Genomic DNA, 23,699 nt, shown 5'->3' with positions numbered 1-23,699 from the left:
GCCTGGCACCCGCCGTCTCCGCCTGCCTGACGCCTGACGCCTGCCGCGTGCGTCAGGCGTATACGTCCCACCCGCCGGCCACCTCGTCGTCACCGTCCACGGTCACCACCGGCCACCCCTCGCGCACGGGCAGCACCTCGCCGATGCGCACGAACGGCGCCGGCAGGCCGCGGGCGGCGACCTCGGGGGGGAAGGTGGCCAGCAGGGCGTGGTCCTCGCCGCCGCCGCGCACCCAGCTGCGGGCCAGCACGTCCCCGTCCCGCTCGCCCGCCAGGTGGTGGGCCGCCGCCAGCAGGTCCAGGACGTGCTGGTCCTCCCACCAGCTGTCGACGTCCAGGTGGACCCCGGAGGCCGCGGCCAGCCGGGCGCCGTCCACGCCCAGGCCGTCGCTGACGTCGAGCATCGCTGTCGCCCCGGCCCGCGCCGCCGCGGGCCCCGCCGCCACGGGCGGCGCCGGGCGCCGGTGGGCGGCCAGCAGCTCCGGGGCCACCGCGGCCGCCAGCGCCGGGCCGCCCGCGGCCAGCAGCGCCAGCCCCGCCGCCGAGCGCCCCACGGCCCCGGCCAGGGCCAGGACGTCGCCGGCGCGGGCCCCGCTGCGCATCACGGGCGCGCGGCCCTGCAGGTCGCCCAGCGCCGTGACGGACACCAGCAGCTCCGAGGAGCCCGACAGGTCACCCCCGACCACCGCGGTGCCCCAGCGGCGGCAGGCGCCGGCCACGCCCCGGCCGAGGTCCTCCAGCCAGGCCAGGGGCGTGGGCGCCGGTGCGCCTAGGGTCAGCAGCAGCCCCGTGGGCACCGCCCCCATCGCGGCGACGTCGGCGAGGTTCTGCGCCACGGCCTTGGCGCCCACGTCGGCCCCCGAGGACCAGTCGGTGCGGAAGTCGCGGCCCTCCACGAGCAGGTCGGTCGTGGCGACCACGCGGGCGTCGGGCGCCGCCAGCACAGCGGCGTCGTCCCCGGGGCCCACCAGCGGACCGGCGCCCGCCCCGGCGCCCAGGGCACCCAGCACGGCCGCGAGCACGCGGGCCTCACCGGCGGAGCCGACCGTCCCGGGTGCGCCGTCCGGTCCCCTGCTCCCCACGTCCGGACGGTACCGTGACCGAACCGTGACCACCGCCGGCGAGGACGCCGGGGGGCGCGGTCATGGGAGGAGCTGCGGGCGTGGTCGAGGCGTACGTGCTGGTGCAGACCGAGGTCGGGCGCGCCGACCAGGTCGCCTCGGCGCTCGCGGACCTGGAGGGGGTCATCGCCGCCGACGCCGTCACGGGCCCGTACGACGTGGTGGTGCACGTGGGCGCCCGCCCCGTCGACGACCTCGGCGCCCTGGTGCTGGGGCAGATCGCGGTCGTGCCCGGCATCGTGAGGACCGTCACGTGCACCGTCATGCGTGAATGAGGGGGTGCTCCCCCGCCCGCTGGTCGGCTGCCAGGTCCACCCCCTGGTCCGACGCGCCCCGGTCCTGCTCCTGACGGGCGTGGCGGCGGGCGCCCTGGCCGGGTGCGCCGGCGCCGTGGCCGTCGAGCCGGCCCCGCGCGGCTACGAGCCGGCATGCTCGCAGGTGTACACGGCGCTGCCCGACGAGGTCGCGGGCCTGCAGCGGCGCGCGACCACCGCCCAGGGCGCCGCCGCGTGGAGCGGGGTGCCCACCGGCAGCACCGGCGGCGGCGAGGTCACCGTGGTGCTGCGCTGCGGGGTCGAGCAGCTGAGCGCCCTGGACACCGCCGGCGGCTGCCAGGCGGTGGAGGGCGACGGGGCCGTGGTCGACTGGATCCCCCGCGAGGACGGCGACGGGCGCACGACCTGGACCACGTACGGCCGCGAGCCCGCGGTCTCCCTGCAGCTGCCGGCGGACACCGCGGTGACCACCTCCGTGCTCCCGGCGGTGGCGAAGGCGGTCTCGCTGCTGGAGCAGACCGCCGCGTGCTCCTGACGCGTCAGCGCAGGCCGGTGGGCCGCGCCAGGGCTAGGCGCAGCACCCTGTCGAGCAGCTGGGGGTAGGCCAGCCCGGAGGCGGCCCACAGCCGCGGAAACATCGACGAGGCGGTGAAGCCGGGCATGGTGTTGACCTCGTTGACCAGCAGCTGCCCGTCGGCGTCCAGGAACAGGTCGACCCGGGCCAGGCCCTCCGCGCCGACCGCGGCGAACACCTCCAGGGCCAGCGCGCGGGCCCGGTCGGCGACGCCGGCGGGCAGGTCCGCCGGGCTGTCCAGGCGCACGGCGCCGTCGTCGAGGTACTTGGCCTCGAAGTCGTAGAAGTCGCGCCCCGCGCCGACCACCACCTCGCCGACCACCGACGCGCGCGGCTCGGGGCGCACCCGCCCGCCGGCCCCCTGGACGAGCTCCTCCAGCACGCCGACCTCCAGCTCCCGGGGGGAGGCGACGGCGGCCTCGACGACCACCTTGGGGTCGTGGGAGGCGGCCAGCTCGACGGCCGCGGCGAGCTCGGCCGGGCCGGCCACCTTGGAGACGCCCATGCTGGACCCGGCGCGGGAGGGCTTGACGAACACCGGCCAGCCCAGCGCCGCCACCCGCTGCTCGCAGGCGGCGCGGTCGGCCTCCCACTGGTGGGCCAGCAGCGTCACCCACGGGCCCACGGGCAGCCCGGCGGCGGCCAGGACGGTGCGCGTGAAGCCCTTGTCCATCGACAGCGCCGAGGCCAGCACGCCGGAGCCGGCGTAGCGGACGTCGCCGAGCTCGAGCAGCCCCTGCAGGGTCCCGTCCTCCCCGTAGGGGCCGTGCAGCAGCGGCAGGACGACGTCGACGTCACCGAGCTCGCGGGGCGGGCGCCCGGGCTCGCTGACGCGCAGCGCCCTGTCGTCGGTGGCCACCGGCACCACGACGCCGGGGCCGTCGCCGGGACCGACCTCGGGCAGCGGGGCGCCCTCGCGGATGGACCAGCGGGCGGGGTCGTCCTCGGCGAGCACCCAGTGACCGGTGGGGGTCACGCCCACCGGGACGACGTCCCACTGCGACCTGTCCAGCGCCGCCAGCACCCCGGCGGCGGTGGCGCAGCTGATGGCGTGCTCGCTGGACCGCCCCCCGAAGACGACGGCCACCCGGGGACGCTCGCGCTGCGGCTCGGCCATGGCCAGCGACCCTAGCCGCCGCTCGCACCGGCCCCGTCCGGCGCGTCATGCTCCCACGGTGGCCCCCCCGCGCGGACGACGACCTGGCGCAGCGCTTCGAGGCCGAGCGGCCGCGGCTGGTGGCGCTGGCCGCCCGGCTGCTCGCCGACCGCAGCGAGGCCGAGGACGCGGTCCAGCAGGCGTGGCTGCGCCTCGACCGCGCCACCCGCCGCGCCGAGCCCGGCGAGGAGGTCACCTCGCTGGCGGCGTGGCTCACCACGGTCGTCAGCAGGCTCTGCCTGGACCGGCTGCGCCAGCGCAGCCCGGTGCTGGACGGCGACCTCGAGGAGCTTGCCGGGCCGGGTGCCCTCGTGGATCCGGCGCCCGGCCCCGACGAGGTGGTGGTGCGGGTGGAGGCCGTCTCGGCCGCCCTGGACCTCGTGCTCGACAGGCTCGGCCCGCGCGAACGCGTGGCCCTCGTGCTGCACGACAGCTTCGGCGTCGACTTCCCCGCGGTCGCCGAGGTGCTGGGCACCACGCCGGCCGCCGCGCGCAAGCTGGCCTCCCGCGCCCGGGCCCGCGTCGCCGGGCCCAGCGCCGGGCGGCGGGCAGCGCAGGCGGAGGTGGTGGACGCGTTCATGGACGCTGCGCGCGGCGGCGACCTCGCGCGCCTGCTCGAGCTGCTCGCCCCCGGCGCCGTCATCAGGGCCGACGCAGCGGCCGTGGCAGCGGGCACGCCCGCCCGCGTGGAGGGCCGCGAGCGCGTGGCGGCGTTCTTCGACGGCAGCGCCCGGTCTGCGCTCGCGGTGGAGGTGGACGGGCTGCCGGGTGCGGCGTGGTTCCTGCGCGGGGAGGCGGAGGTGCTCTTCGACGTCCTCGTCGACCTCGACGCGGCCGACGGGCCGGTGCGCGGCGTCGTGTTCCGCGCCGACCCCGACGTGCTGGTGCGCGTGCGCCGCCGTCGCCCCGGGGGCGTGCCCGACGCCCCGCCCGGTCACACCTGAGGCGCCCCACGCGTCGGGGTGGTGTGAAGACGATGAGCTGCCGCCAGCTGGGCGGCCCCTGCGACCACACCCACCGCGGCGCGAGCGCCGACGACGTCATCCAGGCCCAGGACCGGCACCTGCGGGAGGCGGTGCGCGCGGGAGACGCGGCCCACGAGCCAGCGCGCTCGGCCATGCGGGCCGCTGGCTGCGGCCCCGGCAGGCGCTGGGCTGGTACTCCGGCGTCAAGGAGGCGTTCGCGGGGCTCCCCGAGGACGACGCCTAGCCTGGGCGGGTGCACGACCCCCACGCCGGAGCCGCCTGGTCGCCCGAGACGCTGGCGGTCTCCGCCGGTCGCCCGCCCCGCATCCCGGACGCCCCCGTCAACCCCCCGGTGCAGCTGACCTCGACGTTCGTGGCCAGCACGGAGCCGGGCGCGCGCGGCTACGCGCGGTTCGCCAACCCGACGTGGGAAGCGCTGGAGGAGGTGCTCGCGCTGCTGGAGGACGCCCGCCCGGGCGACGGCGGCGGCGCACGGGCCTTCGCCTCCGGGATGGCCGCCGTCAGCGCCGTGGTCGAGCAGGTGCCCGTCGGCGGCCTGGTGGTCGCCCCGGAGGGGGCCTACAACACCACCCTGGGCCTGCTGGACCACCTGGAGGCCTCCGGGCGGCTGCGCCAGCGGCGGGTGCCCACCGCTGACACCGCCGCCGTCGTCGACGCGCTGGCCGGCGCCTCCCCCGGGGACCTGCTGTGGCTGGAGTCCCCGACCAACCCGCTGCTGGAGGTGGCCGACCTGCCGGCGCTGTGCGCCGCGGCGCGGGCGGCGGGGGTGCGCACGGCCGTGGACAACACCTTCGCCACCCCGCTGGTGCAGCAGCCGCTGGTGCTGGGCGCCGACGTCGTCGTCCACTCGGTGACCAAGTACCTCGCCGGGCACTCCGACGTGGTGCTCGGCGCGGTCGTGACCCGCGACGCCGACCTGCTCGCGGCGCTGGGGCGCCACCGCACGCTCACCGGCAGCATCCCCGGCCCCTTCGAGGCGTGGCTGGCGCTGCGCGGGGTGCGCACCCTGCACCTGCGCGTGCAGCGCTCGCAGGCCAGCGCCGCGGAGCTGGCGCGCCGCCTGGAGGGCCACCCCGCCGTGACGCACGTGCGCCACCCCTCCCTGCCGGCCGACCCCGGGCACGCGCGGGCGGCCGCGCAGATGCGCGGCTTCGGCTCGGTGCTGTCCGTCCAGGTGCGCGGCGGGGCGGCCGGCGCTGCCGCGGTGCAGGACGCCACCCGCCTGTGGCTGCCCGCCACGAGCCTGGGCGGGGTGGAGTCGCTCGTCGAGCGCCGCCGCCGCCACCCGCTGGAGCCGGCGGTGGTGCCGGAGGACCTGCTGCGCCTGTCCGTGGGGGTGGAGGACGTCGAGGACCTGTGGGCCGACCTGTCCCAGGCCCTCGACGCGGCGCTGGACCCGTCGCTGGACCCGTCGCTGGACCCGTCGCCGGACCGGGTCCCGTCAGCCGTCGCGGCGCGCGAGCACGGGCGCCAGCAGGGCTGAGACCAGCGCCGCGCCGGCCACCCGCCCCGGGCGCAGCGGGCGCGAGGCGCGCGCGGCCCAGCGGCGGGAGGTCAGGTCGACCACCTCCACCGCCCGCGGGTCGGCGGGCACCAGCAGGGACAGGACCGCCTCGGCGGGGTCGCCGAGGTCCGGACGGCTCCGCCCCCGGGCCAGCGCCGAGCGCAGCGCCGGTGCCAGCTCGGCGTCGGTGCGCGCCCACGGGGCCAGGCGGGCGGCCTCCAGCACGGCGGCGTTGGCGCGGCCGTGCCCGGGGATGCACCGGTAGCTGACGGCGGGCAGGCCGGCCACGAGGGCCTCGGTGTAGGACAGGCCACCGGCGTTCTGCACCAGCACGTCGGCGGCGCCCAGCAGCTCGTGCACGTCGCTGCGCCAGCCCAGGGCCACCGCGCCGGGGACCCGGGCGACCTCCGCGCGCAGCGCCTCGTTGCGCCCGCACAGCACCATCGGCACCAGCCCGGCCTCACCCACCCGGGCGGCGCTCTCCGCGACGTCGCCCAGCCCCAGCGAGCCCGCCACGAGCAGCGCCACGCGGCGCGAGCCGTCGATGCCCAGCTCGGCGCGCAGCTGCGCACCGCGCTCGGCGGGGACGGTGGTGAAGCGCTCGGGCACCAGCGGGCCGACCGCCCGCATGGCCACGCCGTAGTCCCGCCGGCCCTGCCGGGCGGTGGCCTCGGTGACCGTCCAGTGGTGGTCGACGCCGGGGTGCACCCAGGAGCGGTGCGCCGCGGGGTCGCACAGGTAGGTCACCACCGGCACGCGCAGCCGGCCGCGCGCGCGCAGGTGGCCGAGGGCCTGGCTGGCCAGCGGGTAGGTGGAGACCACCAGGGAGTACGGGCGCCGGCGCGACCACCGCAGCAGCCGGCGGCAGCTGGTGCGGCACAGCAGCGCGAGCAGCCAGCGCCAGAAGGGCGAGTCCTCCAGCACCCCGAAGAGCCACTCGAACAGGCCCGGGACGCGCCCGACGCTCTGGGTGTACCCCTGGCGCAGGAACAGCCCGGCGCCCGGCACGAGGGCGCGCAGGTGGTCCTCGACGTCGACGCGGACGCCGAGCGCGCGCAGCCGCCGGGCCAGCTCGTGGGCGGCGCCGTCGTGCCCCGCCCCGACGCTGCCGGAGACGACGAGCACGCTGGCCCACGGCTCGGGCTCGACCGGCTCGTCCGGGGTCTTCAGCACAGCTCCTCCTCGGGTGAGTGGGGTGGGTCGGCGAGGGCGGCGGGGGCGGGGCCCTGGTCGGCAGTGAGCCGGGCCAGCACCACGACGGCGCTGACCATGAGCGCCAGGCCAGCCACCTGCAGCACCTGCGCGCCGTCCCCGGCGGCGAGCCGCTCGCCGAAGGCGAGCGCCCCCACCGAGGCCGCCGCGACGGGCTCGGCGATGGTGATGGCCGGCTGGGAGGCGGTGAGCACGCCGACGCGGTAGCTGGACTGGTTGAGCACCACGCCGGCGGCGCCGGCGACCAGGAGCGCCCCCAGCGGCCAGCTGCCCAGGGCGGGCAGCAGCCCGTCGGCCTGCGCCCGCCCGGTGGTCTCCTTCAGCAGCGCCCCGGCCAGGCCCAGGGAGGTGCCGCCGCCCAGGCCGAGCAGCAGGGCGCGGTACCGGCCGCTCCCGGCGCGCGACAGCGCCGCCAGCGCCACCACGGCGGCCGCCCCGGCGGCGGTGCAGGCGCGCAGGGAGGCGGGCTCGGCCACCTCGGTGCCGCCACCGGGGCGCGCGGAGACGAGGAAGACGGCCAGGCCGACCACCACGGCGCTCGCCCACAGCCACTCGGCGCGCGCGGGGCGGCGCCCCTCGAGGACCACGGACAGCGGCAGGGCCAGGAGCAGGCCCGTCACCAGCAGCGGCTGCACCACCAGCAGCGCGCCCTGGGAGAGCGCGAGGGTCTGCAGCACGGCGCCGGCCAGCCCGAAGGCCAGGCCCACCAGCCACAGCGGCTGGCGCAGCAGGGTGAGCACCAGGCGCACCCCGGTGCCGCTGCCCTCGGGCGCGGTGGAGGCCGCCCGGTGCTGCGTGACCGTGGAGGTGGCGAAGCAGGCCGCGGCCAGCAGGGCCAGCACGACCGGCAGCGCGCTCACGCCGCCTCCCGCTGCGGGGAGCGGCCGGTGGCCGGCGGCTCGTGGAGGTCGGGCACGACCAGGGCGATGCCGATGACGCCGGCCACCATGAGCAGCGCCCCGACCACCTGCCCGGCCAGCGGCAGCGCACCGGCGGCGAGGTGCTCGGCGAAGGCGGTGGCGCCGATGGCGGCGGCCACGGCGGGCTCGGCGATGGAGTGCGCGGGCTGGGAGGCCGACAGGTGCCCGGCCGCGTACCCGGCCTGGGTGGCGACCAGGCCCGCCACGCCGGTCAGGACGACGCCGGCGGTGGCCGGGTCGAGCAGCGCGCCCGCGGGGTCGCGGCCGAGCAGGCCGACGACCTGCTTGAGCAGCGCGCTGGAGACGCCGATGAGGGCCCCGCCGGACAGGCCCAGCAGCAGCGCCTTGCGCCGGCGCAGCACCGTCTCGCCCAGCAGGGCCGCCAGCAGCGCGACGCCGGTCCAGCCGCCGGCCACCGCCAGCAGGTGGCCGGGCTCGGCGACGGGGGTGCCGCGGTCGGGGTCGGCGGCGACGACGAACAGCGCCAGCCCCACCAGCACCGCGAGCGCCGCGAGGACCTCCCCGCGGCCGGGCAGCCTGCGGGCCAGCGCGTCGGACAGCGGCAGCGCCAGCAGCAGCCCCAGCAGCAGGATCGGCTGCACGACGACGAGGGCGCCCCGGCTCAGCGCGAGCGCCTGCAGCAGGAGCGCAGCGACCGCGACCACCAGCCCGGCCAGCCACAGCGGGCTGCGCGCCAGGCGCAGCACCAGGCGCACCGGGGAGGTGCCCGTGCCCTCCTCGGCGTGCGCCACCGCCGCGCGGTGCTGGGCGACGGTGGAGACGGCGAAGCAGGCCGCCGACGCCAGCGCCAGCCACACGTCGGCCCTCACGCGGCCGCCCCCGTCGCCGGCAGGTGCTGCCAGAGCGGGCGCAGCTGCCAGCCGCGCTCGCGGACGGCCGCGACCAGCAGCGGCAGCGCCGCGACAGTCCCCCGCCACGAGCCGGGCACGGAGGTGCAGTCGGAGTCGTGCAGGAGCACGGTGCCCCCGCCGCCGTCCGGGCCCGGCGCGTCGCGGTCCAGGCCGGCCAGCGCGGTGGCGGCCACCTGCTCGCCGTCGTGGCCGAGCCAGTCGCGCCCCCAGGCCGTCCACAGCACCGGGCGCAGGCCGCAGGTCCGGGCCGCCCACAGGGTGCCGCCGGAGACGGCCCCGTAGGGCGGGCGGGTGTGGCGCAGCGCCGCGCGGACCCGCGCGGGGTCCAGGCCGCCGGCCGCGGCGTCGCCCACCACCGCGTCGCGGGCGCGCTGCAGGTCGGCGGCCAGCGCCGGGGCCGTGCGCGCCAGGTGGTTGCGGTGCTCGTGCCCGTGCAGGGCCACCTCGTGGCCGTCGGCCAGCAGCTGCGCCACGGCCCCGGGGTGGCGCTCGACCTGCCGCCCGAGCAGGAAGAACGTGGCGCGCACGCCGAGGTCGTCCAGCGCGCGGCGCACGGCGGGGGTGCCCTCGGGGTGGGGGCCGTCGTCGAAGGTGAGGGCCACGCTCCCGGGCGCCCCGCGCCCGAGCAGGCCCGGCACCACGCGCTCGCGCCAGCGCCCGCGGCCCAGCACCGCGGGGCCGGCGTGCCCGGCCACCGCCGCGCCCGCGAGCGCCGCGGCGAGCAGGCCCGGCCTCACGCGCCGCCCCGGGGCGCCCGGGGGTCGCCAGGACCCTCACCAGGACCCTCGCCAGCGGCGGCGGCGTCGTCGACGACGAGGTAGCCGGCCCCGCGGGAGGTCCGGATGCTCTCGCGCCCGAACGGCCTGTCGACCTTCTCCCGCAGCCGCCGCACGTGCACCTCCACCACGTTGGAGGCGCCGTCGTAGGCGGAGTCCCAGACGTGGTCGATGAGGTGGGTGCGCGAGAGCACCTGCCCGGGGTGGCGCATGAGCTCGGCGAGCAGGGCGAACTCCTTGCTCGTGAGCTCCACCGGCACCCCGTCGCGCTCGACCCGGCGGCTGCCCGGGTCCAGCTCGAGGTCGCCGACGCGCATCACCGCCGGGCGCGGCACCGCGCCGCGGCGCACCAGGGCGCGCACCCGGGCGAAGAGCTCGTCCAGGGCGAAGGGCTTGGTCAGGTAGTCGTCGGCGCCGCTGTCGAGCCCGCGGACGCGGTCGGCGACGTCGGCGCGGGCGGTGAGCATGAGCACGGGCGCCCAGCGGCGGCGCTCGCGCAGCTGGCGGGCCACCTGGAAGCCGTTGGGGGCGGGGATCATCGCGTCGAGCACCACGACGTCGTAGTCGTTCTCGGTGGCCGCCCACAGGCCGTCCGGGCCGGTGGCGGCCACGTCCACGGCGTAGCCCTCCGAGGCCAGGGCCCGGCGCAGCAGGCGCGCCATCGCCGCGTCGTCCTCGACGACGAGGACCCTCACGACGACACCCCCCGCGGGAGGCGCCGCGGCGCGCGGCGGGCGGTCATGCTGTCCTCTCGTCGGGCCGGTGCCGGGCGGGCCGTCGCGGGCTCGCGCTGGGAGCGCGCTGGACGGTCCGTCATGCAGGGTCGAGTGAGAGGGTGCCCGGTGCGAGATGACGGAGCGGTGAACCCCCACCGGCGCGTCGCCCGCGGGCCGGGGCGGCTGCTGCCCTCGGCGCTGCGCTCGCGGCTGGCGGTGCTCTTCGCGGCGGCGGTGGCCGTGGTCATCGCCGCGGCGGTGGGGCTGCTGGCCTTCGCCACCGACCGCCAGTTCGACGCCGCCGTCGACACCGGGCTCGACACGCGCACGTCGGCGCTGCGCCAGGCGCTGGAGCGCGGGGACGTGGGCGTGGTCCGCGACGACCCGATCGCCGAGCTGGTGGGCCCGGACGGGACGCTGGTGCAGACCTCCCCCGCCGCGGCCGTGCTGGCCTCGCGGGGGCGCTCCAGCGCGGGCTCGTCCTTCCTGCCGCCAGCGGTGCTCACCGAGGTGCGCCGCTCCGGCGGCGCGGTCAGCGGGAGCCTGGAGGTGCCGCGGCAGGGCCGGGTGCGCTTCACCGCCACCCCGGTCGCGGTGCCGCAGGCCGGCTCGGTGCTCGTGGTCGGCACCCGCATGCGCGAGCTCGACGAGGCCGAGACGCGCCTGCTGCTGCTGTTCCTGGCCGGCGCCCCGGTGCTGGTGGCCAGCCTCGGGCTGGCCGGGTGGCTGCTGGCCGGTGCGGCGCTGCGCCCGGTGGCCGACCTCACGCGCCGCGCGGCCCGGATCTCGGCCGCCGAGCTGGACCAGCGCCTCCCGCAGCCGCCGGGGGCTGACGAGGTGGCGGTGCTGGCGCGCACCCTGAACGGGATGCTCGACAGGCTCGAGGCCGCGGTGCGCAGGGAGCGGGAGTTCGTCGACGACGCCGCGCACGAGCTGCGCACGCCCATCGCCGTCCTGCGCGGTGAGCTGGAGCTGGCGCTGCGGACGGGGCGCGACCTGCCCGAGGACGCCGCGGAGTCGCTGGCCGCCGCGCTCGGGGAGGCCGAGCGCCTGGAGCACCTGGCCCAGGACCTCCTCGTGCTCGCCTCGGCGGAGCGGGGCGCCAGCGCCCGCGCCGCGGTGGACCTGGCGGCCCTGGCCCAGCGGGAGGCGCCGCGCCTGGCGGCGGCGCACCCGGTGGACGTCCAGGTCACCGGGCCGCCCGCGGTGGTGGACGGCGACGAGCGGGCGCTGGGGAGGCTGCTGGCCAACCTCGTGGCCAACGCCGAGTCGGCGGGCGCCGGGCGGGTGCGGGTGCGCACCCGCCTGCTCGACGGCGGCGGGCACGTGGAGCTGGAGGTGGCCGACGACGGCCGGGGGTTCCCCCCGGAGCTGGTGGCCACCGCCACCGAGCGCTTCACGCGCGGTGACGCGGCGCGCACCCGCTCGGCCAGCGGCGCCGGGCTGGGCCTGGCGATCGTGGCGGCCGTGGTCGCCGACCACGGCGGTGACCTGGAGCTGGGCCACGACGCCGAGCTGGGCGGTGCGGCGGTCGCGGTCAGGCTGCCCCGGGCGCGCGGCGGCCCGCCGCGCTGAGAGCGCTCAGCGCCAGGGCAGGCGCTCGTCGCGCAGCGGCTGGGAGAGCAGGTGCAGCGCGGCGTCGCGGGGGTCGCGGCCCTGCACGAGCACCGCGGCCACCTGCTCCACCACCCCCATCGCCACCCCGGCCCCCTCGGCCAGGGCCGTGATGGAGCGGGCGGTGCCCACCGCCTCGGCCGTGCCGCCGAGGCCGTCGAGCACCTCCTGCAGCGGCCGGCCCTGCGACAGCCCCACCCCCAGGCGGTGGTTGCGCGAGAGGGTCGAGGCGCAGGTGGCGAAGGCGTCGCCAGCGCCGGCGAGCCCGGCGACCGTGGCGGCCGACCCGCCCAGGGCCACCACGAGGCGGGTCACCTCGGCCAGGCCCAGGGCGATCACCGAGGCCTTGGCGTTGTCGCCCAGCCCCAGCCCCTCGGCCAGGCCCACGCCCACGGCCAGGAGGTTCTTGGCCGCGCCGGCCACCTCCACGCCCACCACGTCGCGGGCGGTGAAGGGCCGGAAGTAGTCGGTGGCGCACAGCGCCGCGGTGCGGTCGGCGACCTGCTCGTGCGCCGAGGCCACCACCGTGGCGCACGGCCGGCGCTCGGCGATCTCGCGGGCGAGGTTGGGCCCGGAGACCACCGCGTACGGCAGCTCGCCCAGCACCTCGGCGACCAGCTGGCTCACCCGCAGGTGCGTGTCGACCTCCAGCCCCTTGAGCAGGCTGACGACGGCGGGCCGCCCGCCACCGGAGCCGCCCAGGTGCGGCGCCGCGGCGGTGAGCACCCCGCGCAGCCGCTGCACCGGCACGGCCAGCACGACGTCGTCGGCGCCCTCGAGGGCCGCGGCGAGCCCGGTGGTGCCGCTGACGCCGGCCGGCAGCCGCAGCCCCGGCAGGTAGCGGGAGTTGGCGCGCTCCCGGGTGATCTCCTCGGTCACGGAGGCGTCGCGGCCCCACACGACCACGCTGGCGGTGGGGTCGGCGTCGGCGACCAGCTGGGCGAAGGTGGTGCCCCAGCTGCCGGCGCCGAGCACGGCGACCCGGCGGCCCCCTGCGGCGCGCGTCACGGGGCGCCCTCGACCTCGGGGCGCGCGGCCGGCGGGGCCAGCGCCGGCCGGCGGCCGCCGGTGCGGGGGTCCCAGCGCGGCGGCACGGGCTCCCCGCGCAGCTGGGAGAGCAGCTCGGCCACGGCGTCGACCACCAGCTCGGTGACCTCGCGCAGCAGGGCCTGCGTCAGCGGGCGGCCCTGGTAGGCGGACAGGTCCAGCGGCTCCCCCACGAGCACGCGCATGGTGGGCCGCGGCCAGGGGCGGGGACGGCCCCGGCGCGGCAGCAGCTGCTGGGGGCCCCACTGGGCGATCGGCACCAGGGGCGCCCCGGTGGTCAGCGCCAGGCGCGCCGCACCGGTCTTGCCCACCATCGGCCAGCCGTCGGGGTCCTTGGTGAGGGTGCCGTCGGTGAAGATGACCACGCGGTCGCCGGCGCGCACGGCCTCCACGGCGTGCTGCAGGGCCGTGGCGGCGTCACCGGTGCCGCGGCTCACCGGCACCCCGCGCATGACGCGCAGGAGCCCGCCGAGGACGGGCACGCGGAACAGGCTCTCCTTGGCCAGGATCCGCGGGACGGGGCCGGCTGCGACGAGGACGTCGGCCAGGGTCACCGGGTCGAGCCAGGACACGTGGTTGGCCGCGATGACGCAGCCGCCCTCGGGCAGGTGCTCCAGGCCGCGCCACTCGTGGCGCGAGACGGTGCGCAGCACGCCCCGCACCACCACCGCCGCAGCTCCGAGGGGGACGCCCAGGCCGGGCTGCAGGAGGGACACGGCTGCCGAGGCTAGCCGCAGGCGCCCGCCACCTGCAGCGCGGGCACCGGCCGCCGGGGCTGGCAGGATCGTCGGGTGCTCGAGGACACCTGCGGGGGCGGCGCGACCTGGCGCCTGCTGATGCCGGTCCGGGGCGGCCCGTCGGCCAAGAGCCGCCTGGCCGAGGTCGTGCGCCGCGTCCCCGGGCTGCCGGAGGCCGTCGCGCTGGACTCCGTGGAGGCCGCCCTGGCGTGCCCGCGCGTGGCGTCGGTGCACGTGGTGTGCGCCGACGTCGGGCGCGGGGACCGCCTGGCCGCGCTCGGCGCCCAGGTCGTCCGGGAGAGCGCGCCGGGCAGCGGCCTGCTGGCCGCCCTGGAGGAGGGGCTGGCCGCGCTGCGCGGCGGCGGGGCCGCGCAGGGGCCCGGGGACGGTCCGGTCGCCGTCCTGCTCGCCGACGTCCCGAGCCTGCGCCCGGGCGACCTGGCGGCAGCGCTGGACGAGGCCGCCGCCGTGCTGGCGGCCGGTGGCACGGCCGCGGTGCCCGACGCCGAGGGCACCGGCACGGTGCTGCTCGCCGGGCGCCTGCACGGCCCGGCGGCGGGGCTGCTGCGGCCGCGCTTCGGTCCCGGCTCGGCGCTCGCGCACCGCCGCGACGGCGCGGTGCCGGTGGGCCTGGGCCTGGCGCGGCTGCGCCGCGACGTCGACACCCCGGCCGAGCTGGAGGAGGCGCGCGCCCTGGGCACCGGCCCGCGCACCGCGGGAGCCCTGCGGGGGCTCCCGCGGCGCGAGGCCTGCGCCTGAGGCGCCGGCCCGCCGGAGGGTGGCCGGGTCAGACCCGGGCCGGCTCCTCGTCGCGCACGGCCTGGGCGCCCAGGGCCGCGAGCTTGTCCGCGAAGTGCTCGTAGCCGCGGTCGATGAGGTCGATGCCGTGCACCCGGGAGGTGCCGTCGGCGGCCAGGGCCGCGATGAGCTGGCTGAAGCCGCCGCGCAGGTCCGGCACGGTGATGTCGGCCCCCTGCAGGCGCGTGGGCCCGGAGACCACCGCGGAGTGGCGGAAGTCCTGCGCCCCGAAGCGGCACGGGGTGGAGCCCAGGCACTCGCGGTAGACCTGGATCGTGGCGCCCATGCGGACCAGGGCGTCGGTGAACCCGAGCCGGTTCTCGTAGACCGTCTCGTGCAGGATCGACAGCCCCTGGGCCTGGGTGAGCGCGACCACCAGCGGCTGCTGCCAGTCGGTCATGAAGCCGGGGTGCACGTCGGTCTCCAGCGCGATGGAGCGCAGCGGGCCGCCGGGGTGGGTGAACCGGATGCCGGAGTCGTCGACGTCGAAGGCGCCGCCGATCTTCCGGAAGGTGTTCAGGAAGGTCATCATGTCGGGCTGCCGGGCGCCCTCGACGTAGACGTCGCCGCCGGTGGCCAGCGCCGCCGAGGCCCAGCTGGCGGCCTCGATGCGGTCGGGCAGCGCGCGGTGCTCGTAGCCGGTGAGGGTGTCGACGCCCTCGATGCGGATCACGCGGTCGGTGTCGACGCTGATGATCGACCCCATCTTCTGCAGCACCGCGATGAGGTCGAGCACCTCCGGCTCCACAGCGGCGTTGCGCAGCTCGGTGACGCCCTCGGCGCGCACGGCCGTCAGCAGCACCTGCTCGGTGGTCCCGACGCTGGGGTAGGGCAGCGCGATGCGCGTGCCGCGCAGGCGCCGGGGGGCGCTCAGCGCGATGCCGGAGGGGCGCTTGTCGACCACGGCGCCGAACTGGCGCAGCACGTCGAGGTGGTAGTTGATGGGCCGGTCGCCGATGCGGCAGCCGCCCAGGTCGGGGATGAACGCCTCGCCCAGGCGGTGCACGAGGGGCCCGCAGAAGAGCACGGGGATGCGGCTGGACCCGGCGTGGGCGTCGATGTCGGCCACGGCGGCCACCTCGACGTCGGCCGGGTCGAGCACCAGCTCGCCGTCCTCGGCGCCCTCGGAGACCCGCACGCCGTGCAGCTCCAGCAGGCCGCGGACGACGGCGACGTCGCTGATGGCGGGCACGTTGCGCAGGCGGCTGGTGGTCTCCCCGAGCAGGGAGGCGACCATGGCCTTGGTCACGAAGTTCTTGGCGCCTCGCACGGCGACGCTGCCCTTCAGGGGGGCGCCGCCGGTCACGGTCAGAGTGCTGCTCATGGATCCCCTCGTGTTCGCCCCCGGGGTGCGGCCGGCGACCGGCCGCTGGGGCGTCCAGCAAGTCTGCACCAGGTGAGCACCCGGGCAGAACGGGCGGTGACCACCCGGTCGCCCGGTGCGCCCGCTGCACCGGCTGCGAGGTGCGGCGGGCGCACCGGGCGTCCCGGGCGGCGCCTCAGGAGCGCACGGGCAGCGTGGCGGGCTTCCAGCTGGGGCGGGCGGCCTCGAAGGCGTCGATCTCGGCCTCGTGGCGCAGGGTGAGGCCGATGTCGTCCAGGCCCTCCATGAGGCGCCAGCGGGTGTAGTCGTCCACGCCGAAGGGGAACACCGCGGTGCCGCAGGTGGCGGTGCGCTCGGCGAGGTCCACCGTGACGGTGGCCCCGGGGTCGTTCTCGAGGAGCTTCCACAGCTGCTCGACGTCGTCCTGGCTCATCTGCCCGGCGAGCAGGCCCTGCTTGCCGGAGTTGCCGCGGAAGATGTCGGCGAAGCGGGAGCTGAGGACCACGCGGAAGCCGTAGTCCTTGAGGGCCCACACGGCGTGCTCGCGGGAGGAGCCGGTGCCGAAGTCGGGGCCGGCGACGAGCACCGAGCCGTTCCGGAACGCGTCCTGGTTGAGCACGAAGGTCGGGTCGCTGCGCCAGGCGGCGAACAGGCCGTCCTCGAAGCCGGTCTTGGTGACCCGCTTGAGGTAGACCGCCGGGATGATCTGGTCGGTGTCGACGTTGCTGCGGCGCAGCGGCACGCCGACGCCGGTGTGGGTGGTGAAGGGCTCCAGGGCCACGGTGCGTGCCTCTCTTCCGGCGGCGGGGCTCAGACCAGGGCCGGCTGGGCGGCCGGTGCCAGGTCGGCGGGGCTGGACAGGGTGCCGCGCACGGCGGTGGCGGCGGCCACCGGCACGGACACGAGGTGGGTGCGCCCGCCCTTTCCCTGGCGGCCCTCGAAGTTGCGGTTGGAGGTGCTGGCCGCGCGCTCGCCGACGGTGAGCTGGTCGGGGTTCATCCCCAGGCACATCGAGCAGCCCGCGCCGCGCCACTCCCCGCCGGCGTCGAGGAAGACCTGGTCCAGGCCCTCCTCCATCGCCTGCAGGCGGACGCGCACGGAGCCCGGCACCACCATGAGGCGCACGCCGTCGGCGACCTTGCGGCCCCTGAGCACCTCGGCGGCGGCGCGCAGGTCCTCGATGCGGCCGTTGGTGCACGAGCCGATGAAGACGGTGTCGACGGCGATGTCCCGCATCCGGGTCCCGGCGGCCAGGCCCATGTACTCCAGGGAGCGCTCCGCGGCGGCGCGCTCGCCCTCGTCGGCCATCTGCGCCGGGTCGGGCACGGACGCGCTCAGCGGCACGCCCTGGCCGGGGTTGGTGCCCCAGGTGACGAAGGGCTCCAGGTCGGCCGCGGAGATGACGACCTCGGCGTCGAAGACGGCGTCGTCGTCGGTGACCAGCTCGCGCCAGCTGGCGACGGCGGCGTCCCAGTCGGCGCCCTGCGGGGCGTGGGGCTTGTCCTTGATGTAGGCGAAGGTCTTCTCGTCGGGGGCGATCATGCCGGCGCGGGCGCCGGCCTCGATCGACATGTTGCAGATCGTCAGGCGGGCCTCCATGGACAGCGCCCGGATCGCCTCGCCGCGGTACTCCAGCACGTAGCCCTGCCCGCCGCCGGTGCCGATCTTGGCGATGACGGCGAGGATGATGTCCTTGCTCGTGGTGCCCTCGGGCAGCTCGCCGTCGACGGTGATGGCCATGGTCTTGAACGGCGCCAGCGGCAGCGTCTGGGTGGCCAGCACGTGCTCGACCTCGGAGGTGCCGATGCCGAAGGCCAGCGCGCCGAAGGCGCCGTGGGTGGAGGTGTGGGAGTCGCCGCAGACGATGGTCATGCCCGGCTGGGTGAGACCGGTCTGGGGGCCGACGACGTGGACGATGCCCTGGTCGACGTCGCCCAGGGAGTGGATGCGGACGCCGAACTCGGCGGCGTTGCGGCGCAGCGTGTCGACCTGGGTGCGGCTGACGAGGTCGGCGATCGGCTTGTCGATGTCGACCGTGGGGATGTTGTGGTCCTCGGTGGCGATCGTCAGGTCCGGGCGGCGCACGGGGCGACCGGCCTCGCGCAGGCCGTCGAAGGCCTGCGGGCTGGTGACCTCGTGGATGAGGTGGAGGTCGATGTAGAGCAGGTCGGGCTCGCCCGCCGCCCCCTTGCGCACCACGTGCGCGTCCCAGACCTTCTCGGCCAGCGTGCGTCCCACTGCGTCCTCCACCTGGTGTGCCACCCCGTCCCGGCGTGTCGCCAGCTGGCTTGCGCTCTCAGCATGTGAGACGGGAGTATCGAGCCGTGGACAACTCTAGCGGAGTCGGCGTGCTGGACAAGGCCCTCGGCGTGCTGACCGCGCTCGAGGCCGGCCCGCTGTCGCTGGCGCAGCTGGTCGGTGCCACCCAGCTCTCGCGCCCCACCGCCCACCGGCTGGCGGTGGCCCTGGAGCACCACCGCATGGTCACACGGGACCTGCAGGGCCGCTTCGTGCTGGGCTCGCGCCTCGGCGAGCTGGCCGCCGCCGCCGGCGAGGACCGCCTGCTCGCCAGCGCGGGCCCGGTGCTGGCGGCGCTGCGCGACTCCGCCCACGAGAGCGCCCAGCTCTACCGGCGCCAGGGCGACGTGCGCGTCTGCGTGGCCACCGCCGACCGTCCCGGGCCGGGCCTGCGCGACTCCGTGCCCGTGGGCGCGTCGCTGTCCATGCACGCCGGCTCAGCCGCGCAGGTGCTGCTGGCCTGGGAGGAGCCCGAGCGCCTGCACCGCGGCCTGGCGGGGGCCGCCTTCACCGCGGCGGGGCTCGCGGCGGTGCGCCGCCGGGGCTGGGCCAGCTCGGCGGCCGAGCGCGAGGACGGCGTCGCCTCGGTCTCGGCGCCGGTGCGCTCCCCGGCGGGGCGCGTGGTGGCGGCCGTCTCGGTGTCCGGTCCGCTGCAGCGCCTGGGCCGACAGCCGGGCCGCCTGCACGCCGAGGCGGTGCTCTCGGCCGCCGCGCGCCTGTCCGACGCCCTGGCCCGCTCCGCCTGACCTCCGCCCGGCTCACCACTGACCGCAGCCGGGCGCCCGGTTGCGGTTCGGACCCCCTCCGGAAGCGCAGCCGGGCGCTCGGTTGCGGTTCGGACCGCCTCCGGAAACGCAGCCGGGCGCTCGGTTGCGGTTCGGACCGCCTCCGGAAGCGCAGCCGGGCGCTCGGTTGCGGTCCGAACCCCTGCGGAAGGGGCGTGGATCGGTCAGGCCGCGGGGCGGCCCCGGCCCATCCGCTGCCGCGCGCTGTGCGTGGCGCCCACCACGGGCACCGCGCGCGTGGCCGCGAAGATCCCCGCCGGCGGGCTGTCGACGCAGATCGACTCGGCCGCGCCCGGCTCCACGGTGTAGGTCTCGTGCCAGATGCCCACCGCGCCGTCCGCCGACCGCGCCCGCCGGTTGAAGGCGGTCCAGGCGGGGCGGTGCTGCGCCGAGCTCGCCGAGGCGTACTCGTACACCTTCTCGGCGGACTCCCAGTACTGCACGAGCAGCGGCCCGCGCGCGGTCACGCCCCCGCGGTGGCCGAGGTAGCCCCACTCGGGGTTGCGCTCCAGCTCCTCGAGCATGGGCGGCATGGCCCGCAGGACCGGCAGCCACCGGTCGGGCCGCCAGGGCTGGTTGATCGTCATGCCGATGAGGAAGACGGCCAGGCCCCCCTCGTGCTCGTGGGTCCAGCGACCGCGCAGCAGTGCCATGACGACCTCCGACTACATTGGAGAGCGGGACTCTCCAATAATGGAGAGTCTCACTCTCCAGTGCAAGGGGGCCCATGAGGATCGGCGAGCTGAGCCGGCGCAGCGGCGTGCCCGTGGCCACGCTCAAGCACTACCTGCGCGAGGGCCTGCTGCCGCGGGGCCGGGCCACCTCGCGCACCCAGGCCGAGTACGGCGAGGGGCACGTGCACCGCCTCCGCCTGCTCAGGGCCCTGACCGAGGTCGGTGGCCTGTCCCTCGCGGCGGCCCGCACCGTGCTGGACGCCGTCAGCACCCCCGGGACCTCGGTGACGCAGGCGCTGGGGGTCGCCACCGACGCACTGCCGCCCCGGCCGTCGCAGGACGCCGACCTCGACCTCAGCCCCGCGCTGCGCGCGCTGGAGCTGGCCGGCTGGGTGACCTGGCCCGACAGCGCAGCGGTGCGGCAGCTCGCCACGGCGATGCGAGCGCTGGAGGCCGCCGGCCTGGACGCCTCACCCGAGCTCGTCGCCGAGCGGGCACGGCTGCTGGCCCCCCTCGTGCGCGAGGAGGTCGCCGCGGTCCCCGACGGCGCGCTGGCCGACGCGGTCACCTTCGCCGCGCTGGGGACGGTGCTCTACGAGCCGGTGCTGCTGGCCCTGCGCCGCCTGGGCCACCAGGACGCGTCGGTCCGCCGCTTCGGGATGCCCGAGCCCGGTTCCTGACCCGCAGATGCAGATGAGGCCCGGTGCGCTTCCGCGCACCGGGCCTCAGGTGTAGCCCCGACGGGATTCGAACCCGCGCTACCGCCTTGAGAGGGCGGCGTGCTAGGCCACTACACAACGGGGCCGCTGGGGTACCAGGACTCGAACCTAGACTAACTGAACCAGAATCAGTCGTGCTGCCAATTACACCATACCCCACCGCCCACCAGCGCTCATCACGCTGAGTGAGCAAAGCGTCGGCACCGCCGGCGTCCCGGTCTCAGACCGGCCCGCTGACCGCACCGAGGGAAGACTCTACCCGAGGCGGGACCGAGAGCTGAACCAGCCCCCTCCGGCGGGCGAGCCACGCCGTCCCGAGGGCGATGAGCACGAAGCCCAGGCCGTCCAGCACCACCAGCGCCGGGGAGGCGGAGGTCGTCTCCAGCGCCTCCCCCAGGCCCCCGGCGAGCACGGTCGGCACGAACACGACCACGTTGTTCACGGCGTGGAAGGCGATGCCCGTCTCCAGCCCCCCGGTGCGCCACGCCAGGTAGGAGGCGGTGAGCCCGAAGCAGAACCTGTCCGCGTACAGCCACGGGTCCTGGTCGCCGTGGGCGAAGGCGAACGCCGCCGCCGACACCAGCGCCGCCGCCACCGCCCCCACCGCGGGCCTGCGGAACCACGAGCCGACGGCCTGGCTCATCCACCCGCGGAAGAGGTGCTCCTCCCCCGCCGCCTGCAGCGGCGTGGTGAGCAGGACGACGACGACGAGCGCCGCGGTCGAGGCGGCGCTGCGCGCGTCGCCGGAGCCGAACGGCTCCTCGCCGGCGGCCAGCGCGAGCAGCCCCAGCCCGAGCACGCTGGCGCTCACCACCGCCGCGGGCAGCAGCCCGGACAGGAGCATCCAGCGCCAGCGCGTGCGCCCCACCACCGACGCCTGCCAGCGCGGGGCGGTGCCGTGCCCCAGGCGCACGGCCGCCCAGCTGATCGGGATCAGCGCGGCGAGCACGAGGTTGTTGCCCAGGAACGCCAGCGGGCTGGCGAAGGCCTCGGCGTCCGTGAGGGGGCGCCCCAGCACCGCGCCCGCCACGGCGTAGCCCGCTCCCACGAGCAGGAGGAGCACGGCGACGCCCCCGGCCACCACGGCGGCGCCCACGAGCGGGTGCCACCAGCGGTGCCGCGGGCCGCGCAGCAGCTGCGGGTAGGGCCGCGGGCCCCACCGCACCGCCTCGTCGAGCGCGTCCGGGCTCACCCCAGCCGGGCCCGGAGCGCCCGCAGGCGCCCGAGGCTGCTCTCGCGCCCCAGCAGCTCCATCGACTCGAACAGCGGCGGTGACACCCGCCGGCCGGTGACGGCCACGCGCAGCGGGGCGAAGGCGAACTTGGGCTTGACCCCCAGCCCGTCCACGAGGGCCTCGCGCAGCGCCGCCTCCAGCGCCGCGGCCGTCCACGCGTCGTCGTCGAGGTCCTCCAGGGCCCGCACCGACGCGTCGAGGACGTCGGCGGCCTCGGGGCGCAGGGAGGCGCGGGCGTCGTCGGCGACCACGAGCGCGTCGTCGTCGGCGAAGAGGAAGCCCAGCATCCCGGCGGCCTCGCCCAGCAGCACCATCCGCTCCTGCACCAGCGGGGCCGCGCCCTCGAGCAGCGCGAGCTGGCGCTCGCTCGGGTGCTCGGGGAGCACGCCGTCGGCCTGCAGCCGCGCGAGCACCCTGCCGCGGAAGTCCTCCGGCGCCAGCAGCCTCATGTGGGCGGCGTTGATGGCCTCGGCCTTGCGCAGGTCGAAGCGCGAGGGGCTGGCGACGACGTCGGCGATGTCGAACGCCTCGACCAGCTCCGCGGGGGTGAACACGTCGCGGTCGGGCCCGATCGACCAGCCCAGCAGCGCGAGGTAGTTGAGCAGCCCCTCCGGCAGGAAGCCGCGCTCGCGGTGCACGAAGAGGTTGGACTCCGGGTCGCGCTTGGACAGCTTCCGGTTGCCCTCGCCCATGACGTACGGCAGGTGCCCGTACAGCGGGGTGACCTGGGCGGTGCCGATGGCCTTGAGCGCGTCGAACAGCGCCAGCTGGCGGGGCGTGGAGGAGAGCAGGTCCTCCCCGCGCAGCACGTGGGTGATGCCCATGAGCGCGTCGTCGACGGGGTTGACCAGCGTGTACAGCGGCGTGCCGTCAGCGCGGGCCACCACGTAGTCGGGCACCGACCCGGCCGGGAAGCGCACCTCGCCGCGCACGAGGTCGTGGAAGGAGTGGTCGCCGTCGGGCATCCGCAGGCGCCACACGGGCTCGCGGCCGGCGGCGCGGAAGGCCGCCTTCTGCTCGTCGGTGGTGTCGCGGTCGGCGTTGTCGTAGCCGCGCTGGGGGTCCTCCCCGGCGGCCCGGCGGCGCTCGGCGGCCTCCTCGGGGGTGGAGAAGGACTCGTAGACCCACCCGCCCTCGACGAGCTTCCCGAGGACGTCGGCGTAGAGCTCGCTGCGCTGGGACTGCCGGTACGGCTCGTGCGGCCCGCCGACCTCCACGCCCTCGTCCCAGTCCAGGCCCAGCCAGCGCAGCGCCTCCACCATCTGGTGGTAGCTCTCCTCGCTGTGGCGGGCGAGGTCGGTGTCCTCGATGCGCAGCACGAAGGTGCCGCCGGTGTGGCGGGCGTACGCCCAGTTGAACAGCGCCGTGCGCAGGAAGCCGACGTGGGGAACGCCGGTGGGGGACGGAGCGATGCGCACCCGCACCGGGCTCGCCGGAGCCGACGCGCCGCTCGTCGTCGTCGCGGTCTCGCTCATCGCCGCACCACCGGGTTGCCCAGCACGCCGATGCCCTCGACCTCGACCTCGACGCGCTGGCCCTCGCGCAGCTGCCCGACGCCGGCGGGGGTTCCGGTGAGGATGACGTCGCCCGGCAGCAGCGTGAAGGCGCGGCTGGCGGTGGCGACGAGCTCGGCGACGCCGAAGACCATGTCCTTCGTGGTGCCGTCCTGGACCGTCCTGCCGTCCAGGCGCGTGGTCAGGCGCAGGTCCTCGACGTCCTCGAGGGTGAGGTCGGGGACGATGTACGGGCCGAGCGGCTTGGAGGAGTCGAAGCCCTTGGCCCGGGCCCACTGCCCGTCGCCCTTCTGCCAGTCGCGGGCGGTGACGTCGTTGGCGACGGTGTAGCCGAAGACCACCTCCGCCACCCGCTCCTGCGGGACGTCCTTGCACACCCTGCCGATGACGACGGCGAGCTCGCCCTCGTAGTCGACGCGCTCGGAGCCCTCCGGCAGGACCACCGGGTCCCCGGGGCCGACGACGGCGGTGTTCGGCACGAGGAACATCAGGGGCTTGTCGGGCAGCTCGTTGCCCATCTCGCGGGCGTGGTCGGCGTAGTTGCGGCCGATGCCCACCACCTTGCTGCGCGGGATGACGGGCGCGAGCAGGCGGGCGTCGGCCAGCGGCACCCGCTCGCCCGTGGGCTGCAGCGGGGCGTAGAGCGGGTCGCCCACGACGACGTGGATCACCTCCTCACCGGCGTCTCCCTCGACGAGGCCGAACCTCGGGTCGTCTCCGGTGGTGAACCTGGCGATGCGCACGCGGAGAGCCTAGGTCCGCCCCGCCCGCCCCTCCTCCCCCGGGCGGGGGGGGGGGGGGGGGGGGGGGGGGGGGGGGGGGGGGGGGGGGGGGGGGCGGCGGC

General features: G+C 77.3%; 24 protein-coding genes and 2 tRNA genes. 8 read left to right on the top strand and 18 right to left on the bottom strand.

Features of this window, described 5'->3' with window-relative positions:
• Window positions 1-52 precede the first annotated feature (52 nt).
• Complete coding sequence (locus tag ACUN9U_RS03525) at window positions 53-1,081, bottom strand: thiamine-phosphate kinase (RefSeq protein WP_445483537.1); 1,029 nt, start codon at window positions 1,079-1,081, stop codon at window positions 53-55.
• Between the two features lie 80 nt (window positions 1,082-1,161).
• Between ACUN9U_RS03525 and ACUN9U_RS03520 the strand changes: the two genes are divergently transcribed.
• Together ACUN9U_RS03520 and ACUN9U_RS03515 are read left to right on the top strand one after the other, a co-directional pair.
• Window positions 1,162-1,395 carry an Lrp/AsnC family transcriptional regulator gene (locus tag ACUN9U_RS03520; protein ID WP_445483536.1) on the top strand — a complete coding sequence of 78 codons (234 nt, stop codon included), beginning with the start codon at window positions 1,162-1,164 and terminating at the stop codon, window positions 1,393-1,395.
• Between the two features lie 4 nt (window positions 1,396-1,399).
• Window positions 1,400-1,930 carry a DUF3515 family protein gene (locus ACUN9U_RS03515; protein WP_445483535.1) on the top strand — a complete coding sequence of 177 codons (531 nt, stop codon included), beginning with the start codon at window positions 1,400-1,402 and terminating at the stop codon, window positions 1,928-1,930.
• Between the two features lie 4 nt (window positions 1,931-1,934).
• Here ACUN9U_RS03515 and ACUN9U_RS03510 read toward each other — a convergent pair whose 3' ends face one another.
• A complete protein-coding gene (locus ACUN9U_RS03510; protein WP_445483534.1) occupies window positions 1,935-3,086 on the bottom strand; it encodes a D-alanine--D-alanine ligase family protein in 1,152 nt (383 codons plus the stop codon).
• A 47-nt stretch (window positions 3,087-3,133) separates the two neighbouring features.
• On the opposite strand from ACUN9U_RS03510, the gene ACUN9U_RS03505 reads away from it, so the two are divergent.
• Window positions 3,134-4,069 (top strand): sigma-70 family RNA polymerase sigma factor, encoded by a 936-nt coding sequence (locus ACUN9U_RS03505; protein ID WP_445483533.1) that lies wholly within the window; start codon window positions 3,134-3,136, stop codon window positions 4,067-4,069.
• Between the two features lie 274 nt (window positions 4,070-4,343).
• Entirely contained in the window at window positions 4,344-5,594 is a 1,251-nt protein-coding gene (locus tag ACUN9U_RS03500) for a trans-sulfuration enzyme family protein (RefSeq protein ID WP_445483532.1), read from the top strand.
• Here ACUN9U_RS03500 and ACUN9U_RS03495 read toward each other — a convergent pair.
• Genes ACUN9U_RS03495 through ACUN9U_RS03475 form a run of 5 tightly spaced genes read right to left on the bottom strand, consistent with a single transcriptional unit; the run spans window position 5,553 to window position 10,090 of the window.
• Window positions 5,553-6,788 carry an MGDG synthase family glycosyltransferase gene (locus tag ACUN9U_RS03495; RefSeq protein WP_445483531.1) on the bottom strand — a complete coding sequence of 412 codons (1,236 nt, stop codon included), beginning with the start codon at window positions 6,786-6,788 and terminating at the stop codon, window positions 5,553-5,555. The genes ACUN9U_RS03500 and ACUN9U_RS03495 overlap by 42 nt on opposite strands.
• Window positions 6,782-7,687 carry a DMT family transporter gene (locus tag ACUN9U_RS03490; protein WP_445483530.1) on the bottom strand — a complete coding sequence of 302 codons (906 nt, stop codon included), beginning with the start codon at window positions 7,685-7,687 and terminating at the stop codon, window positions 6,782-6,784. The genes ACUN9U_RS03495 and ACUN9U_RS03490 overlap by 7 nt, the downstream gene beginning before the upstream one ends.
• Window positions 7,684-8,577: a DMT family transporter gene (locus ACUN9U_RS03485; RefSeq protein ID WP_445483529.1), complete on the bottom strand. Its 894-nt coding sequence runs from the start codon at window positions 8,575-8,577 to the stop codon at window positions 7,684-7,686. Before ACUN9U_RS03485 ends, ACUN9U_RS03490 begins: the two co-directional genes overlap by 4 nt.
• Window positions 8,574-9,356, bottom strand: a complete 783-nt coding sequence (locus tag ACUN9U_RS03480) for a polysaccharide deacetylase family protein (protein WP_445483528.1) — start codon at window positions 9,354-9,356, stop codon at window positions 8,574-8,576. The genes ACUN9U_RS03485 and ACUN9U_RS03480 overlap by 4 nt, the downstream gene beginning before the upstream one ends.
• Window positions 9,353-10,090 (bottom strand): response regulator transcription factor, encoded by a 738-nt coding sequence (locus ACUN9U_RS03475; protein ID WP_445483527.1) that lies wholly within the window; start codon window positions 10,088-10,090, stop codon window positions 9,353-9,355. Before ACUN9U_RS03475 ends, ACUN9U_RS03480 begins: the two co-directional genes overlap by 4 nt.
• 147 nt (window positions 10,091-10,237) lie before the next feature.
• Here ACUN9U_RS03475 and ACUN9U_RS03470 point away from each other — a divergent pair, with 147 nt between their 5' ends.
• Window positions 10,238-11,686, top strand: a complete 1,449-nt coding sequence (locus ACUN9U_RS03470) for a sensor histidine kinase (RefSeq protein WP_445483526.1) — start codon at window positions 10,238-10,240, stop codon at window positions 11,684-11,686.
• A gap of 6 nt (window positions 11,687-11,692) precedes the next feature.
• On the opposite strand, the gene ACUN9U_RS03465 is transcribed toward ACUN9U_RS03470, so the two are convergent.
• Window positions 11,693-12,733, bottom strand: a complete 1,041-nt coding sequence (locus tag ACUN9U_RS03465; RefSeq protein WP_445483525.1) for an NAD(P)H-dependent glycerol-3-phosphate dehydrogenase — start codon at window positions 12,731-12,733, stop codon at window positions 11,693-11,695.
• Complete coding sequence (locus tag ACUN9U_RS03460; RefSeq protein ID WP_445483524.1) at window positions 12,730-13,488, bottom strand: lysophospholipid acyltransferase family protein; 759 nt, start codon at window positions 13,486-13,488, stop codon at window positions 12,730-12,732. Before ACUN9U_RS03460 ends, ACUN9U_RS03465 begins: the two co-directional genes overlap by 4 nt.
• A 75-nt stretch (window positions 13,489-13,563) precedes the next feature.
• Here ACUN9U_RS03460 and ACUN9U_RS03455 point away from each other — a divergent pair, with 75 nt between their 5' ends.
• Window positions 13,564-14,268 carry an NTP transferase domain-containing protein gene (locus ACUN9U_RS03455; RefSeq protein ID WP_445483523.1) on the top strand — a complete coding sequence of 235 codons (705 nt, stop codon included), beginning with the start codon at window positions 13,564-13,566 and terminating at the stop codon, window positions 14,266-14,268.
• A gap of 28 nt (window positions 14,269-14,296) precedes the next feature.
• Here ACUN9U_RS03455 and murA read toward each other — a convergent pair whose 3' ends face one another.
• The 3 genes from murA to leuC all read right to left on the bottom strand — a co-directional run bounded on the left by murA (window position 14,297) and on the right by leuC (window position 17,869).
• Entirely contained in the window at window positions 14,297-15,631 is a 1,335-nt protein-coding gene (gene murA, locus ACUN9U_RS03450) for a UDP-N-acetylglucosamine 1-carboxyvinyltransferase (RefSeq protein WP_445483522.1), read from the bottom strand.
• Between the two features lie 175 nt (window positions 15,632-15,806).
• Window positions 15,807-16,406 carry a 3-isopropylmalate dehydratase small subunit gene (leuD, locus tag ACUN9U_RS03445; RefSeq protein WP_445483730.1) on the bottom strand — a complete coding sequence of 200 codons (600 nt, stop codon included), beginning with the start codon at window positions 16,404-16,406 and terminating at the stop codon, window positions 15,807-15,809.
• A gap of 35 nt (window positions 16,407-16,441) precedes the next feature.
• Window positions 16,442-17,869, bottom strand: coding sequence for a 3-isopropylmalate dehydratase large subunit (gene leuC / locus ACUN9U_RS03440; RefSeq protein ID WP_445483521.1), 1,428 nt, complete (start codon window positions 17,867-17,869; stop codon window positions 16,442-16,444).
• A gap of 86 nt (window positions 17,870-17,955) precedes the next feature.
• Here leuC and ACUN9U_RS03435 point away from each other — a divergent pair, with 86 nt between their 5' ends.
• The gene (locus tag ACUN9U_RS03435) at window positions 17,956-18,675 is read left to right on the top strand and encodes an IclR family transcriptional regulator (RefSeq protein WP_445483520.1); all 720 of its coding nucleotides are present in this window, start codon (window positions 17,956-17,958) and stop codon (window positions 18,673-18,675) included.
• A gap of 203 nt (window positions 18,676-18,878) precedes the next feature.
• Here the strand turns inward: ACUN9U_RS03435 and ACUN9U_RS03430 are convergent, their stop codons facing one another.
• On the bottom strand, window positions 18,879-19,367 hold the full coding sequence (locus ACUN9U_RS03430; RefSeq protein WP_445483519.1) for a DUF4188 domain-containing protein: 489 nt from the start codon (window positions 19,365-19,367) through the stop codon (window positions 18,879-18,881).
• A gap of 74 nt (window positions 19,368-19,441) precedes the next feature.
• On the opposite strand from ACUN9U_RS03430, the gene ACUN9U_RS03425 reads away from it, so the two are divergent.
• Window positions 19,442-20,068, top strand: a complete 627-nt coding sequence (locus ACUN9U_RS03425; protein WP_445483518.1) for a MerR family transcriptional regulator — start codon at window positions 19,442-19,444, stop codon at window positions 20,066-20,068.
• Between the two features lie 52 nt (window positions 20,069-20,120).
• Here the strand turns inward: ACUN9U_RS03425 and ACUN9U_RS03420 are convergent.
• The 5 genes from ACUN9U_RS03420 to ACUN9U_RS03400 form a co-directional block, all read right to left on the bottom strand.
• A tRNA-Glu gene (locus ACUN9U_RS03420) sits at window positions 20,121-20,193 on the bottom strand.
• 1 nt (window position 20,194) lies between these two features.
• Window positions 20,195-20,266 (bottom strand) — tRNA-Gln (locus tag ACUN9U_RS03415).
• Between the two features lie 61 nt (window positions 20,267-20,327).
• The gene (locus ACUN9U_RS03410) at window positions 20,328-21,299 is read right to left on the bottom strand and encodes a CPBP family glutamic-type intramembrane protease (RefSeq protein ID WP_445483517.1); all 972 of its coding nucleotides are present in this window, start codon (window positions 21,297-21,299) and stop codon (window positions 20,328-20,330) included.
• Window positions 21,296-22,816 (bottom strand): glutamate--tRNA ligase, encoded by a 1,521-nt coding sequence (gltX, locus tag ACUN9U_RS03405; RefSeq protein ID WP_445483516.1) that lies wholly within the window; start codon window positions 22,814-22,816, stop codon window positions 21,296-21,298. Before gltX ends, ACUN9U_RS03410 begins: the two co-directional genes overlap by 4 nt.
• Window positions 22,813-23,598, bottom strand: coding sequence for a fumarylacetoacetate hydrolase family protein (locus tag ACUN9U_RS03400; protein ID WP_445483515.1), 786 nt, complete (start codon window positions 23,596-23,598; stop codon window positions 22,813-22,815). The genes gltX and ACUN9U_RS03400 overlap by 4 nt, the downstream gene beginning before the upstream one ends.
• Window positions 23,599-23,699: the final 101 nt, after the last annotated feature.

The organism is Quadrisphaera sp. KR29 (genome assembly GCF_052644995.1).
The sequence above is the reverse complement of the archived record's forward strand: the minus strand, read 5'-3'. Positions and strand labels throughout refer to the sequence as shown.

Excerpts from the sequence above, each read along its gene's own strand:
- ACUN9U_RS03425 (WP_445483518.1), top strand. The coding sequence starts at position 19,442 with ATGAGGATCGGCGAGCTGAGCCGGCGCAGCGGCGTGCCCGTGGCCACG.
- ACUN9U_RS03510 (WP_445483534.1), bottom strand. The coding sequence starts at position 3,086 with ATGGCCGAGCCGCAGCGCGAGCGTCCCCGGGTGGCCGTCGTCTTCGGG.
- gltX (WP_445483516.1), bottom strand. The coding sequence starts at position 22,816 with ATGAGCGAGACCGCGACGACGACGAGCGGCGCGTCGGCTCCGGCGAGC.
- ACUN9U_RS03505 (WP_445483533.1), top strand. The coding sequence starts at position 3,134 with ATGCTCCCACGGTGGCCCCCCCGCGCGGACGACGACCTGGCGCAGCGC.
- murA (WP_445483522.1), bottom strand. The coding sequence starts at position 15,631 with ATGAGCAGCACTCTGACCGTGACCGGCGGCGCCCCCCTGAAGGGCAGC.
- ACUN9U_RS03430 (WP_445483519.1), bottom strand. The coding sequence starts at position 19,367 with ATGGCACTGCTGCGCGGTCGCTGGACCCACGAGCACGAGGGGGGCCTG.